Genomic DNA, 20496 nt, shown 5'->3' with positions numbered 1-20496 from the left:
TGGTTGAAGGTGCTCACCTAGTTTTGCGGGTGGGCTCCTTTTAACTCCTTACAGGAGCTGATTGTGAAAGACTTATTAAACTTTCTAAAAGCACAGCATAAGACCGAAGAATTTGATGCAATCAAAATCGGTCTATCTTCACCGGACATGATCCGTTCATGGTCTTTCGGTGAAGTTAAAAAACCTGAAACGATCAACTATCGTACGTTCAAACCTGAACGTGATGGTCTGTTCTGTGCGCGTATCTTTGGTCCAGTTAAAGACTACGAATGTCTTTGTGGCAAATATAAGCGTCTGAAACACCGTGGTGTTATTTGTGAGAAGTGTGGCGTTGAAGTTACACAAACTAAAGTTCGTCGTGACCGTATGGGCCACATCGAGCTTGCTTCACCAGTTGCTCACATCTGGTTCCTAAAATCATTGCCGTCTCGTATCGGTCTACTAATGGATATCCCTCTACGTGATATCGAGCGTGTTCTTTACTTCGAAATGTACGTAGTAACTGAACCGGGTATGACGGATCTAGAAAAATCTCAGATGCTGACTGAAGAAGAGTATCTGGATCGTCTAGAAGAGTGGGGCGATGAATTCACGGCTAAGATGGGTGCAGAAGCGATCAAAGACCTACTTGCGTCTATGGATCTGCCTGCTGAAATCGAAGAAATGCGTGAAGAGCTTCAGTCTACTAACTCAGAGACTAAGCGTAAGAAGATCACTAAGCGTCTGAAGCTAGTTGAAGCGTTCGTTCAATCTGGTAACAACCCAGAGTGGATGATCCTAACTGTGCTTCCGGTACTTCCGCCAGATCTACGTCCTCTAGTACCACTAGATGGCGGTCGCTTCGCGACTTCTGATCTGAACGATCTATACCGTCGCGTAATCAACCGTAACAACCGTTTGAAGCGTCTACTAGAGCTTGCTGCTCCGGACATCATCGTACGTAACGAAAAACGTATGCTGCAAGAGTCTGTTGATGCGCTACTAGACAACGGTCGTCGCGGTCGCGCGATCACTGGTTCGAACAAGCGTCCTCTGAAATCTCTTGCTGATATGATCAAGGGTAAACAAGGTCGTTTCCGTCAGAACCTTCTAGGTAAACGTGTAGACTACTCTGGTCGTTCTGTAATCACAGTAGGTCCATACCTGCGTCTGCACCAGTGTGGTCTTCCTAAGAAGATGGCACTTGAGCTATTCAAACCATTTATCTACAGCAAGCTTGAGACTCGTGGCCTAGCAACGACAATCAAAGCGGCTAAGAAGATGGTAGAGCGTGAAGAAGCGGTCGTTTGGGATATCCTAGACGAAGTAATCCGTGAACACCCAGTACTATTGAACCGTGCCCCTACACTTCACCGTCTAGGTATCCAGGCGTTCGAACCAGTACTGATCGAAGGTAAAGCGATTCAGCTACACCCACTTGTGTGTGCGGCGTACAACGCGGACTTCGATGGTGACCAAATGGCGGTTCACGTGCCTCTAACTCTAGAAGCACAGCTTGAAGCTCGTACTCTGATGATGTCGACAAACAACATTCTGTCGCCAGCGTCAGGTGATCCGATCATCGTACCTTCGCAGGACGTTGTATTGGGTCTTTACTACATGACTCGTGACAAGATCAACGTCAAAGGCGAAGGTATGTACCTTGCTAGCCCAGCTGAAGCTGAGAAAGCATACCGTACTAAGTCTGCAGAGCTACACGCTCGCGTTAAAGTTCGTATCACTGAGACAGTGAAAGATGAAGATGGCAACAGCACTACAGAGACTAAGCTAGTTGATACTACTATCGGTCGTGCAATGCTATGGCAAATCGTGCCATCTGGTCTTCCGTTCAGCATCGTTAACCAGAAGCTAGGTAAGAAGCAAATCTCTCACCTACTTAACGAGGCTTACCGTAAGCTAGGTCTGAAAGATACGGTTATCTTCGCTGACCAAATCATGTACACAGGTTTTGCTTACGCAGCACTTTCTGGTGTATCGGTTGGTATCGACGACATGGTTGTGCCAGATGCGAAATACACTGAGATCGAAGAAGCGGAAGCAGAAGTTCGCGAAATTCAAGAACAGTATCAATCTGGTCTTGTAACTGCGGGTGAGCGCTACAACAAAGTGATCGATATTTGGGCTTCAACCAACGATCGCGTAGCGAAGTTGATGATGGAAAACCTTTCATCTGAAACGGTAGTGAACCGTGAAGGTGAAGACGAGCAACAAGAATCGTTCAACAGCATCTACATGATGGCTGACTCGGGCGCACGTGGTTCTGCAGCTCAGATTCGTCAGCTTGCAGGTATGCGTGGTCTAATGGCTCGTCCAGATGGTTCAATCATCGAAACGCCGATCACAGCGAACTTTAAAGAAGGTCTAAACGTACTTCAGTACTTTATCTCAACGCACGGTGCTCGTAAGGGTCTTGCGGATACGGCACTGAAAACAGCGAACTCGGGTTACCTAACTCGTCGTCTAGTAGACGTTGCTCAAGACGTTGTTGTACACGAGCATGACTGTGGCACGCACGAAGGTATCGACATGATGCCGCACATTGAAGGTGGTGACGTTAAAGTTGCGCTTTCTGAGCTTGCTCTAGGCCGTGTTGTTGCAGAAGACGTACTGAAGCCAGGTACGGACGATGTTCTGATCCCACGTAACACTCTAATTGATGAGAAGTGGTGTCAGATCATGGAAGAGAACTCAGTTGACCGCATGAAAGTGCGCTCTGTAGTTACTTGTGATGCAGACTTCGGTTGTTGTGCTCAGTGTTACGGCCGTGACCTAGCACGTGGTCACCTAGTGAACCAAGGTGAAGCAGTGGGCGTTATCGCTGCTCAGTCTATCGGTGAACCGGGTACACAGCTAACAATGCGTACGTTCCACATCGGTGGTGCAGCATCGACTGCAGCTGCAGAGAACAGCATCCAAGCTAAGACTACAGGTACGGTTAAGCTTCATAACGCGAAATTCGTTACAAACAAAGATGGCAAGCTAGTGATCACTTCTCGTGCATCAGAGCTAACCATCATTGACGAATTTGGCCGTACTAAAGAGAAGCACAAACTGCCATACGGCTCTCTACTTTCTAAAGGTGACAACGATGCCGTTGAAGCTGGTGAAACAGTAGCGAACTGGGAAGCACACACCATGCCAATCATTACTGAAGTGGCAGGTCGCATCCAGTTTGTAGACATGATCGATGGTGTGACAGTTTCTCGTCAAACCGATGATCTAACGGGTCTATCTTCAAGCGAAGTTACAGAAGCTGCCGCTCGCCCAGCAGCAGGTAAAGATATGCGTCCAGCTATCAAACTTGTTGATGAGCAAGGTAACGATGTAATGATCCCTGGTACAGATATGCCAGCTCACTACTTCTTACCTGGTAAAGCGATTGTAAACATCGAAGATGGCGCAGAAGTAGGCGTGGGTGATACGCTATCACGTATCCCTCAGAAATCTGGCGGTAACAAAGATATCACCGGTGGTCTACCACGCGTAGCTGACCTATTCGAAGCTCGTAAGCCGAAAGAGCCTGCGATCCTTGCTGAGCACACAGGTACTGTGAGCTTTGGTAAAGAAACGAAAGGTAAGCGTCGTCTAGTAATCACTCGTGAAGGCGGTGACGCTTACGAAGAGATGATTCCTAAGCATCGTCAGCTTAACGTATTCGAAGGCGAGAAAGTTGAACGTGGTGACGTGATCGCAGATGGTCCAGAGTCTCCACATGACATTCTTCGTCTACGTGGCATCCACGCTGTGACTCAGTACATCGCGAACGAAGTTCAAGAAGTATACCGTCTGCAAGGCGTTAAGATTAACGATAAGCACATTGAGACTATCGTTCGTCAGATGCTACGTAAGTGTACAATCACTCACGCAGGTGACTCTACAGAGTTCCTAGTTGGTGAACAGGTTGAATACGCGAACGTTAAGATTGCTAACCGTCAGCTAGAAGCTGAAGGCAAAGAGTTAGTACGTTTCGAGCGTGAGCTACTTGGTATTACTAAGGCATCTCTAGCGACTGAATCGTTCATCTCTGCGGCATCGTTCCAGGAGACAACTCGCGTACTAACAGAAGCAGCTGTTTCTGGTAAACGTGATGAGTTACGTGGTCTGAAAGAAAACGTCATTGTTGGTCGTCTAATCCCAGCAGGTACAGGTTTCGCTTACCACCAAGATCGTCAAGCTAAGCGCACTGAAGAACAAGAAGGTCCTTCAGCAGAGCAAGCCACTGACAATCTTGCAGCATTGCTAAACGCAGGTTTCTCTGCTGACGAGTAATCGCGGACTAATAAGAAGATAATAAAAATCCCCAAGCTTAGCTTGGGGATTTTTTTATGTCGGGAGGTTCGTTCTTCCCTTTGGTTAGATAAGTAAACCACCGAAAGTGAAACCTAATCCAACCGCTGAAGCAATGGTCACCACACCCGGAATGAAGAATGGGTGGTTAAAGACATAGCTGCCGATGCGAGTTGAACCTGTGTCATCCATTTCCACTGCGGCAAGCAGAGTTGGGTAAGTCGGTAGAACGAATAGTGCGCTTACTGCGGCGAAAGAAGCCACTGCTGTGAGCGGAGCGACACCGATTGCAAGTGCTGCTGGCATCAGAGCCACTGTGGTTGCTCCTTGCGAGTAAAGCAGCATAGAAGCAAAGAACAGTACCATCGCCAGTAGCCATGGGTAATCAGACAGCAGCGCGCCTGCGACTTCTTTAATGCCATCCACATGCGCGTTGACGAAGGTTGAACCTAACCAAGCCACACCTAGAACACACACACAAGCGGTCATTCCAGAACGGAACGTTGAGGCGTTAGGAATTTTTGCTGCATCAATCTTTGTAAATAAAACGATCGCTGCTGCTGCGGCCAGCATCACTGTCATGATGGCTTCATTACGGCCAAGTGCTGGATCAACAATCAGGCCTACGGATTTAGAGATAGCCGCCGCGTAGCAAACCACGAAACCAATTGCTGCAAGGAAGATATATGTGGCTGTTTTCGCTGTTGGAAGAATGTCACGCTGCTTTTCCGTTGCGAGTTTGATCAGACCTTTCTCCAAGCGCTCCTGATAAATCGGGTCATCTTTTAATTCACTGCCCATAAAGTTAGCGACGAATGCGCCAATCATACAAGCAATGAAGGTGGTTGGGATGCACACCGCAAGTAGTGTCAGGTAATCAACCCCCATTGGTGCCAGCATCGCAGCGAATGCCACGACGGCTGCTGAGATTGGGGAAGCGGTAATCGCGATTTGCGATGCGACCACAGCAATAGAGAGAGGACGCGATGGACGCACCCCTTGACCTTTTGCGACTTCCGCAATAACAGGCAGTGTGGAAAATGCGGTGTGACCCGTACCTGCCATTAATGTCATAAGGAAAGTGACGATAGGCGCATAAAAGGTGATGCGCTCTGGGTTTTTGCGCAAGAAGTTTTCTGCCAGTTGTACTAACCAATCCATACCACCGGCGACCTGCATCGCGGCAATCGCTGTGATGACCGACATGATGATCAGAATTACATCCACAGGAATGTAGGCCTGACTGGTCGGTACGCCAAGAATTAATGACAATGCGATAACGCCTGCACCACCCGCAAAGCCAATGCCAATCCCACCTATTCTGGCTCCTAAAAAGATAAAGAGCAGAACGACTAATAGTTCGACCGCTACCATGATAATTACCTCATATTGTTAACTTAAATTCGATTATCTGAACACTCAGTGCCTAAACGTTTAGATAATTGAAGGAGGGATCCATTGGATAGGCATTAACCCTTATAAAACTGTGGTTAACCGTATTGGTGCCTAAAAAAGGGCCCTGTTGGGCCCTCCTTGGTAGCAATCTTATTCGTAGCGTTTCGCTTTATACTTAGGATGCATAAAGTTTTCCACGTTCAAGATATCGTCCAACTCTTCTTCGGTCAGCAAGCCACGTTCTAGCACTACTTCACGGACGCTCTTACCGGTTTCCGCACAGATCTTACCAACGATGTCACCTTCGTGGTGACCAATGTATGGGTTCAGGTAAGTCACGATACCGATTGAGTTGTACACGTAGCCTTCACAGATTTCTTTGTTGACTGTGATGCCATCGATACATTTATCACGCAGGTTGACACACGCGTTAGACAGTAGAGAAATGGACTCGAACATGCTTTGCGCGATGACAGGTTCCATCACGTTTAGCTGTAGCTGACCACCTTCTGCGGCAAATGAGATAGTGTTGTCATTACCCAGTACCTTGAAACAGACTTGGTTGACCACTTCTGGTACCACCGGGTTAACCTTAGCTGGCATGATAGAAGAGCCTGCTTGTAGCTCTGGCAGGTTAAGTTCGTTGAGTCCGGCACGTGGACCAGAAGAAAGCAGACGCAAATCATTACAGATCTTAGACAATTTAACCGCCAAACGCTTCAGTGCACCATGTGTCATTACATAAGCACCACAGTCTGATGTCGCTTCAATCAGATCTTCCGCTGGGACTACATCTAGGCCTGTCACGTCAGCTAAGTGTTTCACTGCCAGTTTCTGATAGCCTTCAGCTGCGTTCAAACCAGTACCGATCGCAGTGGCACCTAAGTTGATTTCTAGCAGTAGTTTTGAAGTGTACTCAAGGGCGCGGATTTCTTCATTCAGAGTCACAGCCCATGCGTGGAACTCTTGGCCAACTGTCATTGGTACCGCGTCTTGAAGCTGAGTACGACCCATTTTAAGCACGTCTTTGAACTCTTGGCTTTTAAGTTCAAATGCACCTTTCAGATATTCAATCGCTTCAATCAGAGTGTGAACGCTATTGTAAACGGCGATACGGAAACCCGTTGGGTAAGCACAGTTGGTCGACTGGCTCTTATTAACATGGTCATTTGGGTTAATGAATTCGTACTGACCTTTTTCCTTGCCCATCAGCTCAAGTGCGACGTTGGCGATCACTTCGTTAGTATTCATGTTGACTGATGTGCCAGCACCGCCTTGGAAGACGTCTGAAGGGAATTGATCCATGCACTTACCTGTTTCAAGGATCAAATCACACGCTTCGACTACGTATTTCGCGACATCTTTAGGAATAACGCCTAGCTCTTTGTTTGCTAACGCTGCGGCTTTCTTGGTCATAACCATGCCACGGACAAATTCAGGGACATCTGAAATCGTGACATTAGAGATGTTGAAGTTTTCGATAGCACGTAGTGTGTGGATGCCGTAGTAAGCGTCGGCAGGAACGTGGCGTTCGCCAAGTAGGTCTTCTTCGATACGAGTGGCAGCGGTAGTGCTAGGAGTATCAGTTAGGGTAGCCATCACAGGATCCTTAGATAATTATTCTGATGATAAAGTAAAATGCTAGCCATTCTGCAGTGTAAGAATCCTTTCGTCAGAATTTTTGGCTGTAAAATCCGTCCTGACTTATGGGGCTCATAATACTGTACCCAGCAGATAAAAATAGTAGCTTGATCACCTTTTTTGCTTTTGTTTAGTTAAACTTTTGCAAGATATGAACAAGGTATAAATAACCATAAAGTGGTATCAGTTTATTGAGGGCGCCATCACTTTTTTTTACAGCTTTAATTTGAGCTTGAATTAGCTTTGGGCGTACACTGGGCCTAACAAAGGAGGGCGTGTGTTTCCTATCTTATTATTGATGTTTATTTTCGTTCCTATTATTGAAATAGGCCTGTTTATTTCGGTCGGCGGTTACTTAGGATTGTGGCCGACGATCGCACTGGTACTGATCACCGCGTTTGCCGGTGCGTCTTTGGTACGCAGCCAAGGTTTGCAGACCTTGATGTCAGTGCAAAACCGCTTGCAGCAAGGCGAGCTGCCTGCTCAGAAAATTCTTGAAGGTGTGATGTTAGCGGTCTCAGGGGTACTACTGCTGACACCGGGCTTTATGACCGATGCGCTCGGCATGTTAGTGCTATTACCGGCACCACGCGCTGCGATGGCAAAATACCTTATGAGTAAGATGACGGTACAGTCTGTTGGTGGTGGCTTTCAAGGCGGCTTCGGTGCTGGTAACTTCGAGCAAGACCCGTTTAATCAACAACCTAAAGACGGCAATACGTTTGAAGGTGAATATGAGCGTAAGGATGGAGACGATAATAATCGCCTCAATTAACGGATAAAACCTCGCGAACACCTGATAAATAAAGGCGCAATCTCCGCGCCTTTATTTGTATTTTCCTCTAGAGCTTTAATTCTATTTATAAGCAAAAGCTAAACTAAATCAGCGATCTATTCTCATTTGTGCAACAAACGTTTCACCTTATGTTTAAACTTTGAAGTCTCTTCAAATATTCAGCATATCTATGAGATCAAAATCTCACTGTCACTGAATGTTGTTTTTAGTTTCATGAAAAAGATAAACACTTGTCGTGCTTTATAAGTCTTTTCTCAATAGAAAAGGTGATTTGGAACACGCTTTCTCAACCCTATACAACACGGAAAGCGATGCAAGGTGGACAGAATGAAACAAAAACTAACCCCAACCTTACTTGCAGCAGTGGTCGCAAGTGCTCTCTCCGCTCCAGCAATGGCGGATATCGTAATTTCTCAGTACGTTGAAGGTAGCAGTAACAATAAAGCTATTGAGATTGCCAACACTGGCGATTCAGCAGTGACGCTGGATGGCTATGAGCTAGCGAAATCGACCAACGGCGGCGGTGAGTGGGGCAGCAAACTGGCTCTAGGTGGCCGTGTACTGGAAGCACAAAGCGTTCTGGTTGTTGCACACACAAGTTCAAGTGATGAAATCAAAGCAGTAAGCGACATCCTAAATGGTTCAGTGATCGGATTTAACGGTAATGATCCGATTGCGCTACTGAAAGACGGCAACGTACATGACATCTTGGGTAACATGGGCGGCTCAGATTTCGCAAAAGATGTCACTCTGGTACGTAATGTTGATGCGATGACGCCTTCTTCTACTTATGACGCTTCTCAATGGTCATCGCTGGCAAAAAACAGCATCGAAGGTCTAGGTGTACTAGATGGCGGTGAGACACCAGAGCCGTTTGCTTGTACTCAAGATGGTGCTGAACCTGTCTTTACATCGATTCAAGAAATTCAAGGTGAAGGTGATACGTCTCCATTCATCAATGGCTACCCATACATCACAGATGAAGACTTCTTCGTCAAAGGTGTGGTTAGTGCAGTGACTACAGGTCTAACAAAGGGCTTCTATCTACAAGCACTGGAAGATGACTACAACCCGAAAACATCGGAAGGTTTGTTCGTTCATACTAACCAGTCAAGCTCTGATCTTCAGCCTGGCGATGTGGTTTGTGTGAAAGGTAAAGTTCAAGAGAACTACAACCTGACGCAACTAAAAGCGGAAAACAACAACTGGGTGAAGCAAGGCGAACAATCTGCTCCAGTGGCGACGGCGATTGAAGTGATGGCGGATGACGCTAACTTCGATCAGACGCTAGAGCGCTATGAAGGCATGCTGGTTAAGACGACTGAAGCGTTGGATATGCGTGTGACTCGCACCTTTGGTTACGATTACGCAGCGCGTCGTAATAACATGGTTGTAGCTCAGGGCCGCATCAACATGCACCCTAACCAGAACTTTGCCGCAGGTTCTGACGAAGCGAAACAGCAGAGCACTGAAAACGCACAGCGTCGCCTGTTCATTGAGTCTGATGCCAAGGCCGCGGATGGCACGGTTCCTTACTACCCAGACTTTGGCCGCACTGATGCTGACCAGAATGGTTCTACAGAAGACTACATCCGCATCGACGATACCATCGTTGGCTTAGAAGGTGTTCTAAGCTACAGCTATGGTGATTACCGTCTGATTGCCACCAACACGCTAACTAACGACAACTTCGTACGTAACGATCCTCGTACTGAAGGCATCGATATGGAAGAAGGCGATCTGCGTATCGCGACATTCAACGTACTCAACTACTTCAATTCCCCATTTGGTGGTGACGCTAACCAGCATGGTGATAACCGTGGTGCCAACAGTTATGAAGAGTTCGAAGTTCAGCAGGCGAAGATTGTTAACGCTATTCTACGCCTTGACGCTGATATCATCGGTTTGATGGAAATCGAAAACAATGGCTTTGGTGATAGTGGCGCTATTCGTCAGCTTGTTGAGCAGCTAAACCAACGTATCGATAAGAAGAAAGACCGTTACGACTTCGTTGCTGTTGACAGCAATGGCGATAAAGTGACGGATGAGAACGACTCAATTGGTACTGACGTCATCACCACAGGCGTTATTTACCGCTCTAAAGTGGCGAAGCTAAAAGAAGTACGCGTTATCGAGATGCCAAGTCAGCAAGCGCCTGAAGTGCTAGATGACGACGGTAAAGTGATCGAAGATGGTAAGAACTATCAGCGTAACTCTCTAGCGCCAACGTTCAAGATCAAAGGCACCAATGAGAAGATCACGGTTGCGATTAACCACTTCAAATCGAAAGGTTCTAAATGTTGGGAAGACGCAGCACCTGTTGACCAAGGTGGTCAGGGCGGTGTCGATGCTGACCAGCAAGGCTCTTGTGAAAACTTCCGTGTTGCAGCGGCGGTTGCACTGGGCGACGCGCTGAAAGAGATCAAAGGTCATAAAGTGATTCTTGGTGACTTGAACTCTTACGGTATGGAAGATCCGATGCTGGTTCTGACCGATTACAGTGAAGAGAAATACGGTAAGCAGATCAAAGCGGCACGTAATACCTTTATTGGTGACACAGAGCAGTTTGGTGATAACGGTGCGGTGATTACTGAAGGGTACAATTACATTAATGCTGTTGCGATGAAGCACCCAAATAGCTGGAGCTACTCGTACAATGATGAAGTGGGCGCGTTAGACCACCTACTAATCAGCCCAAGTCTGAAGAAGCATTTCGTGGATGCCACAGACTGGCATATCAATGGCGGCGAATCGACGCTATTTGATTATAACGATGAGTACAAAGGTGACTTGCCGAAGTACAACGATCACTTCCGCTCTTCTGACCACGATCCAGCAGTCCTAGAATTGAACATGGCTGGTTCGTTCGGTTTTGGTGCACTAATGTCATTGTTTGGCTTAGCACTGTGGCGTCGTCGTAAATAAGCCACTCTTTTACAGAGACCAAGTAAAAACCGCCACATTCAGTGGCGGTTTTTTTATTCGTATATATTAGAAGGAATTTCTGTTTCACATCGTTCCTTATCATAGTCACCAAGGTAGCCACCTGAACCGCGGTAGTAAACACGGACGATCATTCCAGCTTCAACAAACCAACGTAGCTCTTCGCATGCTAAACGATAGCCTAACTCTTTGACGTGTGAAGTCTTCCATCTGCCTCCTTGGCCACTTAATGCTTCCGTATAACTTATTACGCCATTATCGCTGACTTCTAACCATTCGTATTCGCTTAGCCTTTCCTTTGCTACATCAATAGTTTCTTGGCTAGCTGTTGGTTGTAAATCTTCTATCTTCGTAGTTTGGCAAGCGCTCAAAGTTAACGCTGAAAGGCTCGCCACTGCGATTTGTTTTAGTTTCATTATTGTTCTCGGTTGATATGAAATTAAGGACAAACTCTTAAGGAAGAGTGGATTTTATTTATAAGTTTTATCAATGTGTAGTGATAATTTTATAGAGACAAAAAAGTGTGAATCAGAGTGTATTTAGTCTTTCAGGTACGACTTGAGTTAATGGAGGCTTAAGCGACCAAATTTTCCTTGCCCTTATCCGATTCTTATATTCGTTTTTACTTATTTAACTAACTGAAACAAAAGTACTATTTACTGATTTATATTGTGATTCATCTCATAGCCATTAAATTATATTTTGAATTTATATAAGTATTAATTATTATCAGAGTTGATTTATACGCTCTATCTATTGTTAGTCTGACGACGAAAAGCGTAGGCGCACCTAGTTTCCGCGTTAAAGGCTGAGATTTAATTCATATGACTAAAAAGCACTATGTCCTAGTTGTGGCTTTGTTCGCTTCTATCGCTGGCGCCCTATATGCGACTTTCTTAAAACCTTCACCTCAATCAATCACGGATGAAGTACCTGCTCTGAGTGACAAGAGCAGTAATGCATTGCCAAAAATAACATTGAGTCAAGATGCGAATTTCCCTTCACCGGTGATTCAGCTGCAGCAAACCATTGCCCATGGCCTAGTTGAAGTGGATAAAGCGCAACTCCCACTCCTTCGTGGAGATCTCGCGGAATTTTCACAAAGCAATATCCAAGAACAATATCAGCCTCCCGCAGAGCTTGAGAATCTGCAACTGAGGCTGAAAAGACTGCAATCCATCAGTCAATAATCAATTCGCGACCTGATCTTTCAGAGTAACAAGCGAAATCCAATTAAGAATATAAACAGCAGTGGCTTATATGAAATCGAATCGTTTCACTCATACCTATGCGGTGTATGTTGTTTCACTACTGGCGGTAGCCTTTTCGCACCCCGCTCTTTCTTTAACCTCAGAAGAAGGCAAAAGCATTGAGTTATCTGGTGATTTTTCTGCGTCTGGTGGTCAAGCAACGTACTCACTGCCAATCGCGGTATCTCCGGGCCGTGCAGGATTACAACCTTCTGTGAGTTTGGAATATCGTAGTGACTCTCCTAACGGTATGCTCGGTATGGGTTGGAGCCTAGGTGGGCTTTCTTCGGTTTCTCGTTGTGGTAAAAACCTCAATAAAGATGGCCGCTGGGGAGGGGTTCGATTTAATGCGGATGATCGCTACTGTCTTGATGGGAAACGTTTGATTGCCGTTTCTGGGCGTGATGGCGAAAACTTAACTGAGTATCGATTGGAAACAAACGGCTACTCGAAGATCGTCTCATTTGGCCGTGCTGGAAATGGGCCTAAAAGTTTCAAGGTTTGGTACAAGGACGGCTCGGTTTATGAGTATGGTGTGACGTCTGATTCGCGAGCGGAATTGCCAGGTCAGTCGCACGTTTATAAATGGGCACTGAATAAGATCACTGATACCAGCAAAAACAACCACGTACAGTTCAGCTACCGTGAAGACAATAGAAATGGTACGCATCGAATTGACAATATCAACTATGTGGGCGGCAAGGTCAGCTTTGAGTATGAATCGAGAACGGATCAAATCGCGCAATATCTGTTTGGTAGCCAGTTAAAACGAAATGTACGCTTAAAAACTATCAAGACTTTTGATGCCAGTAATGCCCCCGTAGGGAGCTATAACCTTAAATATACTTACTCCGGGATCTCCGCTCGAAGCCTTTTAAACACGGTAGATTACTGTAGTAATGGCCAGTGCAGTACAGAAATCAATTTCTCTTGGAATAATAGTCATTCCAATAGCCGAAAATCATCTTCATTAGGGTTTCAAGAAGTTAACTTTTTTGATAGCAATCGAGATGGCCGTTTTGAGGCATATGGATTGACTCAAAAAGCTCAGAACCCTATTTGTACCAGAATAAAGCCTTCGACTCCTTCGGGAATTGCCAAAGGTTTGAAGGGAGAGACGGTTAATAATATTGCTGCTTATGCTCTTTCAGGCAGTTTGGATTCTCCAAACTTAGTGACTACAAAATATGACTATGTTAGAGGCGAATGGTGTGGAGAGTCTGGACCACCAGATCGCGAACGACCTAAATACAACCATTACCTTGATGTTAAGAAGCCACTCAGAACCTATTCGCCTAACAACAATGGGGTAATGGCCACATATACATCAGAACAGTCCGCTGCCGATTTGAATGGAGATGGAAAGGAAACGCTCTTCTCATCACCAAAGGGCTCGTCTTATCCTATATCTGGTATTGCTGATATCGATAATGATGGTAAAGATGACTACTACGTTAAGTATACGAGTGATTTGGTCTTCTATTTATCAAGTCGCTCTTATAAAGAGTATGTGTTCCGCAGTGAAACAAGTCAGTGGCGACCAGATTTAGCTTTTCTCGCAGACGTAAACAACGATGGTTACAAAGACCTGATTGCAGCGGGTGGTAACCAACGCACCATTCGCGTTTACCTATTTAATGGTCATAGTTTTGTACATAGATTTACTTCTGGGCGCTTGCATGGCGATGATTTAAAGAAAATCAAAGCCATCGACTACAACGCTGATGGTTACCCTGAAATTTACGTCAACGGACGTTTCTACAAAAACAATTTCGGTAATATCAATTTCAGTCAGACCATTGGTTCAAATGTTTCAAAAATTGAGCAATTGGTTGACTACAACTCCGATGGCATCGTTGATTTTGTTCGTAATGATAACGACAAGCTCTACTTGCTAACGTCAAGCGCATATCCGACAGACAAAATATCTAAGATTGAAGAGTTTGCGATCGAGTACCGCGTTAGTTACAAAGTCGCGACAGATACGAGCGTCCACAAACAAAAGCGTTACTACAGCTTCCCTTACGTTAACTCAACCCCAACCGCTTACCTTGTCTCTAGCGTTGTTAAGCAGCCTAAAGGCTATGCTTCCACCTCATATAGCTATCAGTATGAAGGGGCGAAGTCACACTATTTGGGTGGTGGCTTCCTTGGGTTTGAAAAAATCACCGAAACAGAAAATGCAGAGGTCACCACTCGTACAGAAACCATATTTGAACAGCTAGATGTGGTGAAGGCGGGTGAGCCAAAGCTTGTATCTGTATTCAAAAACAATAAGAAAGTATCGGAAACATCGTACAGCTATCAAAAGTTGACTAATCAAGGTTACGGAGCTAAGTACTACCAGCTTTATGCTAATAAAGTCGTTAAGAAAAAATACGGCTTGAGCAGCAGTGCAGTTGAGCGTCAGGAAGTGATTACTCGCTCGATGGATCGCTTTGGCAACTTAATCAGTGAAAAATCAGAATTATCCAGTGAATTAGAAGGTGCGGGCAGCTTTACCAGCAACACCCAATATCAATACGTCTCAACGGGTGTAAATCAGAACCATTACATTTACGACATTACCAGCGTTAGTAACGTCAACAATTTAGACACTCTGCTTCGTACTTATAAAGCGGGCATGGGGCGCTATTGTGGTGAAAACGGCGAAGTGTTCTTTAAGCCCAATGACTACATTGTGTTGATCCACAGTGATGTTGATATTCCTCTCGTTCTGGAGCGCTACGATAGTTATTTCAAATACCAGAGCAGTTCTTACAGCGTTGATCTCGATGGTTTAACGGTCTACAAAGGACAACTTGCCAGCTCAAGTTCCAGCGAATTTAACCATTCAAACGCTAAGTCGTGTGGAAGCTATTCGTATAATGACTATGATGGTGATGGCAATATGGAGTTCACCACGTCGTCTATGACGCGTGTGCAGACTGTCGGCCAAACGGGCGAGAATTATTGGAAGATCGGCGCCGTTGCCAGTTCTATCTCTACCATTGTTGATAACACCACCAATTTAAAAAGAACCATCGCGAACCAGTATGATTACAGTAGCAATGGCTTCCTTATCTCAGACAAAACAACCAGTTCAGATTATGAGTCAAGTGGTGATATTGCCTTGGCTGGGAAATCGATCACTACACAATATAGCTATGATGATTGGGGCAATGTTGTCAGCCAAAGTGTAGAAGGCACTGATTTGGCTAAACGCACGACGACCACCCAGTTTGATGCACATGGCTTATTCTCAACAGCTTCCACCAATGCTGCTGGTCACCGTACGTCAACTCAGTTTGATGCTCAAGGAAGGCTTAAGCAGTCTGTGAGTCCGCTAAAAGGCCGTACCACAGGTTACACCTATGACGTTTTCAGTCGCGTATTGACAGAGTCCCTACCGGGCACCGGCAATACCAATCACACCAGTTACGGTTTGGGTAGCCAATGTAAAGATGGAACGTCGCAAACTGTAAGCTGTGTGACGACTTCGCCTGCAACTGGCGGCAAAGTGGTGACGCATTTTGACTACTCTGGAAGAGAAGTCCGCAAACTGCATACAGGGTTTAGTGGCCAGCTTGTAGTAGTGGATACTCGTTGGGACCGTAATGGCCGTAAAGTCAGCGTGACCCGACCTCAGCTCCTTAGCAAAAAAACACCCGCTCCAGTGGTCACTTTTAGTTACGACGAGTTAAACCGTGAATTGACTAAGTCGGAGCCTGCAAGCAACGGTGGGGTAGCCACCTTTACCACCCGTTATCAAGGCTACTTAACGTCTGTGACTGATGCCCGAGGTTTTGAACACAGTACGTTGACTAACATCATGGGTCATATACTGCGTAAAAATGAGCCAGATAGCGCATACCAAACCTATCAGTACTATCCGGATGGAAAACTACGTTCAAGCACGGATTCCGCAGGTAACACGACTCACATCCGCTATGACAATTTAGGTCATCGTCATTCGTTGGATGACCCAGATATGGGCCAGTGGAGTTACAACTACAACGCAGCGGGCGAACTGGTTTACAAGCGCGATGCGAAAGGAACGATCACCACGATTGAGTACGATAACCTTGGCCGAAAAGTGAAGCAGACCGAAGGGAGTAACGTTTCTACCTGGCGTTACGATGAGCGTGGGGTGCTTGGCACCCTATCTGGCTTTGCTGGTAATGGCAGTGAGACGGACTATTACTACAACTCAGCAGGTCTAACTGAAGAAGTGGCTGTCTATGTGGGTGACGAGAAGTTCAGTACTCATTACTTCTACGATAAGTTCGAGCGTATTGCTAGGGAAGTTCGACCAAACGGCATTGATACCACGCTTGCCGGTGCGGCCAAGTTATTGAGCAGCACCAACAGCAACGATCGCCTGGCAGTCGAATATGTTTATAACCCTTATGGCTACGTTGCTGGGGTACGCAGCCCGCGAAATTATGCAGATGAAGTCTTTACCAGTGCCAGTTTCCGTGAAGGTATTCGTGAGCTGCTGAATGATGCGATAGCACAAGCCAATGTTTACCTCACTAAGGCAGAGCGCTACGCCACTCAGGAAAGCTTCTTTACCACTAAGGCGAGTGAGTACAACAGCAAAACCGTTAACGTGCACAATCTGGATGCCTCCTCACAGGCCTTGTTGGGTGAAGGTTATCGCTATAAGCAGTGGTGTAATGAACAGGGCGAATGTTATTTACGTCCAGCGACTTGGGTATTGCTCCATGATGATGTCTCTATCCCACTGGATATTACGCTGGAAGGCGCGATTTATCGCCTGACGACCACCTTAGCTAATACCCAGCCGGGAGTGCGTAACTACAATGCGACCGTCTATACGGTGCCAGCTTCGGAGTTTAATACGCAAAGCTTGAGTGCTTCACATGACTTCTTACTGACTGACTATGACAGTAACGGTCAGAAAGATTTGATGAGCAATAACGATATCTATATTGCTCAGGCGGATAGTGAAACCCGTGAGGAGCTTTTATTTGCTGCCGATGACTTATCTGAAGCGGCAACGGTTGCAAACACTCGCTATAAGTTCTACACCGACCTTGCCAGCCAGTTGATCAATCTGTCAGAAAAAGTGGCAGAGTTGAGTGGTCTGAACTGTGAATATGCGAATCAGTTGGGGGGGAATCAGCTAGAGGCCTCTTCTCGTAATCATTGTGAGAANACTCGCTATAAGTTCTACACCGACCTTGCCAGCCAGTTGATCAATCTGTCAGAAAAAGTGGCAGAGTTGAGTGGTCTGAACTGTGAATATGCGAATCAGTTGGGGGGGAATCAGCTAGAGGCCTCTTCTCGTAATCATTGTGAGAACACGCAGCAATCTAGCCAAGCAGATCACCTCAATATGATTCTGACTCAGTCAGAAATGGAAGAGTCATTAGATAACCCAGCCTACCTTTACTATTGGCAACGTCGTGAAACCGATGCTTATGATCATACGTTGTCGGAAACACTGGGTAATGGATTGGTTAACACCTACAGCCATGATACCAATACCGGTCGACCGAATTATATTACCACCCATAAAGCGAATGTGTTGTTTGATCCACGCCTCTCTGCAAGTACCAGCCAAGGGCGTAATGTCCGCTTTATTCAGTATCGCTATGACAATCACAACAACGTGACCTACCGATACGATGAGCAGCTGGGCATAACCGATACTTGGACTTACGATGGTTTAGATCGCGTCACCAGTAATACCATCAGCCTGGCGAATAAAGTGCAGCACGGGGTAAACAACCCAGACTTAGCAGGGCCGTTTAATTACCGGTATGACAAGCTGGGCAATCTGATACATAAATCCGACATTGGAGACTATCAGTACAGCGGTCAGCAGGCAGGGCCACATGCCGTGACAAAAGCCAATGGACTGAATTACCAATATGACGATAACGGTAATATGTTGCGCGCATGGGCAGATGGCAACTCGAGCAATGAGCGAGAGCTGGAATGGACGGAATTCAACAAGCCGAACAAGATTACCCGCAACGGTAAAACCGTCGAGTTTTTCTATGATGCTAACCATAACCGTTATCTGAAGAAGAACAGCGACGGAATTGAAACCTTCTACTTTGGCAAGAGCTATGAGCGAGTTAAAGATACCAATACAGGGATTGTTCAACACAAACACTTTGTTTATGCCGATGGCAAGCTAATCGCACTCAATACTCAGACTAAGGGTGCAGATGATGACTTGCAGGATAAACAAGTCCGTTACCTTCATTACGATGCGCTGAACTCAGTCGATATGATCACCGATGGCTACGGTTTAGTGGTAGAGCGCCGCAGTTATGATACTTGGGGTAAGCAGCGTAAAGTCGCATGGTCTGAAAACGGGCCGTTGGATGTGGTACAAAACGTCATTACTAACCGCGGTTATACCGGACATGAAGAAATTACCGAAGTTGGCCTAGTTCATATGAATGGACGAGTCTACGATCAAGAGTTGGGTAGGTTCACCAGTGCTGATCCAGTAATCCAAGCTCCATTTATTACTAATAGATTTAACAGGTATAGCTACGTTAGAAACAATCCGCTTAAATATACTGATCCCACTGGCTTTAGGGAGGTTGAGGGAGTAAACAGAGGTAATTACCAAGATCGAAAAGGCAATTGGCGTAGTGGTCGTAATCCAAGTAGTGGTAGAGGTCGAGGGAGCGACAAAAATAATGGCACGACCAGTGGTACTAAGCCGACTCAGGGAGGAAGCCTAGAAGATGATGATACGATAGCTGGTTCTAATAACACTACACCGCAATGGGGGAGTGAAATCTTTAACAGTAGATTACCAGCGCCAGATCCTGATGTGGTTCGTGCTGGTATGGAGTTAACGCCAGTTGGAGGTGCCATAAGTGCAGCGGCCGATACATTAAAAGGGATAGAGGAAGCGTTAGATGCTGCTGCTGAGGGAGACATAGTGGGTGCAGCCGCTGCTATAGGTGGTATTCCTGGGAAGATTGCAGGAAAAAAGAAAAAAGCAGTAGAGAAGTTACTTGATGCAGCTAATCCGGACGTTACAAAGAATGCAGGGGCGGTAAAGCAAGGTATTTATGAATTTACGGACACTGCAGGAAAAAAATATGTTGGTCAGTCAGTTAATATACCTAGTCGCCTCAATCAGCATGAGAAAAAAGGTAAGCTAGGTCCAGACCAAAGTGTTAAAACTACCGAAGTTTTAGGTGGAAAAACTGTTAGAGAGATAGCTGAGCATAAGCGTCTTCAAGAAATAACAGGTGGCGTACCCGCTCGCTTCTCAGATAAAGTATCAAACAAAGTTGACCCTATTGGCCCAAACAGGAGGCATTTACTTGACTAGTATTAACCAGTATTTTATCGATGAAGCTGAAAATGGAATGGGGAGCTGTCTCGTGCTAACAGGCCGTTGGTCTGATAGTTTTAAATCAGTAATGGATAAAGAAAATATTTCAGTGCTGCGTCTAAGCCAATCTGCTGGCTGGGATGGCAATGATATTTCGTTCATAAAGAGACTGCCTGATTTGCGTGGTATCGAGATTTACTCTTGGGAAGTTAACGATATAACTCCTTTAGAAGCTCTAACTAACCTTGAATATTTGGGGTTGCAGTGCAAGTTCACTAAGGCTCCTGACTTTTCAAAGTTCCATAAATTAAAAATATGTAAATTGCTATGGAGACCTAAAGCAAGAACAGTTTTTGCTTGTGATGGTTTGAGTTTACTTAATATTGTTAATTATCCTTCAGAGGACTTGAAGGATATTCAAAAAATGTCTGGTTTGAAACGTTTGCAACTAACCTCCAGAAAGCTTGTATCTTTGTCAGGAATCGAGAACCTTAGTTCACTATCTATTCTGGATTTAGCCGAATGTTCTAAGTTAGAAAGTCTTTCTAGTGTAGATATGTGTCAACAGATAGAGGTCGTGGAAATTGAAGGATGCAAAAAGTTGTATGATGTAGCTTTGCTTGGTGAGATTAATAACCTCAAAGAGATTGTATTAAATGACTGTGGAAATATTAAATCTTTGAGGTCACTTGCGAAGTGCCAGTTATTAGAGAATATCACCTTTGTAGGAGATACAAGCATTGAGGATGGAGATTTAACTTCGTTATTAGATATTCCCACACTAAAAAAAATATTTTTCGTCGATAAGCGTCACTACTCTCATAAGCAAGAACAGGTGGTAGAAATACTATCTTGATTTTTAAGCCTGT

General features: G+C 45.5%; 9 protein-coding genes. 6 read left to right on the top strand and 3 right to left on the bottom strand.

The annotated features are described in order from the left end of the window. Nucleotides 1-63: 63 nt before the first annotated feature. Nucleotides 64-4269 carry a DNA-directed RNA polymerase subunit beta' gene (gene rpoC, locus L1D15_RS19765; RefSeq protein ID WP_239866913.1) on the top strand — a complete coding sequence of 1402 codons (4206 nt, stop codon included), beginning with the start codon at nucleotides 64-66 and terminating at the stop codon, nucleotides 4267-4269. An 84-nt stretch (nucleotides 4270-4353) separates the two neighbouring features. Here rpoC and L1D15_RS19760 read toward each other — a convergent pair whose 3' ends face one another. Both L1D15_RS19760 and aspA read right to left on the bottom strand, forming a co-directional pair. Beyond that, nucleotides 4354-5661 (bottom strand): anaerobic C4-dicarboxylate transporter, encoded by a 1308-nt coding sequence (locus tag L1D15_RS19760; RefSeq protein ID WP_239866910.1) that lies wholly within the window; start codon nucleotides 5659-5661, stop codon nucleotides 4354-4356. A 171-nt stretch (nucleotides 5662-5832) separates the two neighbouring features. Continuing rightward, nucleotides 5833-7281 (bottom strand): aspartate ammonia-lyase, encoded by a 1449-nt coding sequence (aspA, locus tag L1D15_RS19755; protein ID WP_239866907.1) that lies wholly within the window; start codon nucleotides 7279-7281, stop codon nucleotides 5833-5835. Nucleotides 7282-7600: 319 nt separating this feature from the next. Between aspA and L1D15_RS19750 the strand changes: the two genes are divergently transcribed. After that, on the top strand, nucleotides 7601-8098 hold the full coding sequence (locus tag L1D15_RS19750) for an FxsA family protein (protein WP_239876789.1): 498 nt from the start codon (nucleotides 7601-7603) through the stop codon (nucleotides 8096-8098). A 348-nt stretch (nucleotides 8099-8446) separates the two neighbouring features. Next, entirely contained in the window at nucleotides 8447-11044 is a 2598-nt protein-coding gene (locus L1D15_RS19745; protein ID WP_239876788.1) for an ExeM/NucH family extracellular endonuclease, read from the top strand. Between the two features lie 53 nt (nucleotides 11045-11097). Here the strand turns inward: L1D15_RS19745 and L1D15_RS19740 are convergent, their stop codons facing one another. Further along, nucleotides 11098-11478 (bottom strand): hypothetical protein, encoded by a 381-nt coding sequence (locus L1D15_RS19740; RefSeq protein WP_239876787.1) that lies wholly within the window; start codon nucleotides 11476-11478, stop codon nucleotides 11098-11100. 408 nt (nucleotides 11479-11886) lie between these two features. Here L1D15_RS19740 and L1D15_RS19735 point away from each other — a divergent pair, with 408 nt between their 5' ends. The 3 genes from L1D15_RS19735 (at nucleotide 11887) to L1D15_RS19725 (ending at nucleotide 20483) form a co-directional block, all read left to right on the top strand. Next, entirely contained in the window at nucleotides 11887-12252 is a 366-nt protein-coding gene (locus tag L1D15_RS19735; protein ID WP_239876786.1) for a hypothetical protein, read from the top strand. Between the two features lie 70 nt (nucleotides 12253-12322). Then, entirely contained in the window at nucleotides 12323-19624 is a 7302-nt protein-coding gene (locus L1D15_RS19730; protein WP_239876785.1) for an RHS repeat-associated core domain-containing protein, read from the top strand. Then, the gene (locus tag L1D15_RS19725; protein WP_239876784.1) at nucleotides 19617-20483 is read left to right on the top strand and encodes a hypothetical protein; all 867 of its coding nucleotides are present in this window, start codon (nucleotides 19617-19619) and stop codon (nucleotides 20481-20483) included. The genes L1D15_RS19730 and L1D15_RS19725 overlap by 8 nt, the downstream gene beginning before the upstream one ends. Nucleotides 20484-20496 lie beyond the last annotated feature (13 nt).

This window comes from Vibrio sp. Isolate25 (genome assembly GCF_022398025.1).
Classification (GTDB): Bacteria; Pseudomonadota; Gammaproteobacteria; order Enterobacterales; family Vibrionaceae; genus Vibrio; species Vibrio coralliilyticus_A.
This window is presented reverse-complemented; position numbering and strand designations above follow the sequence as displayed.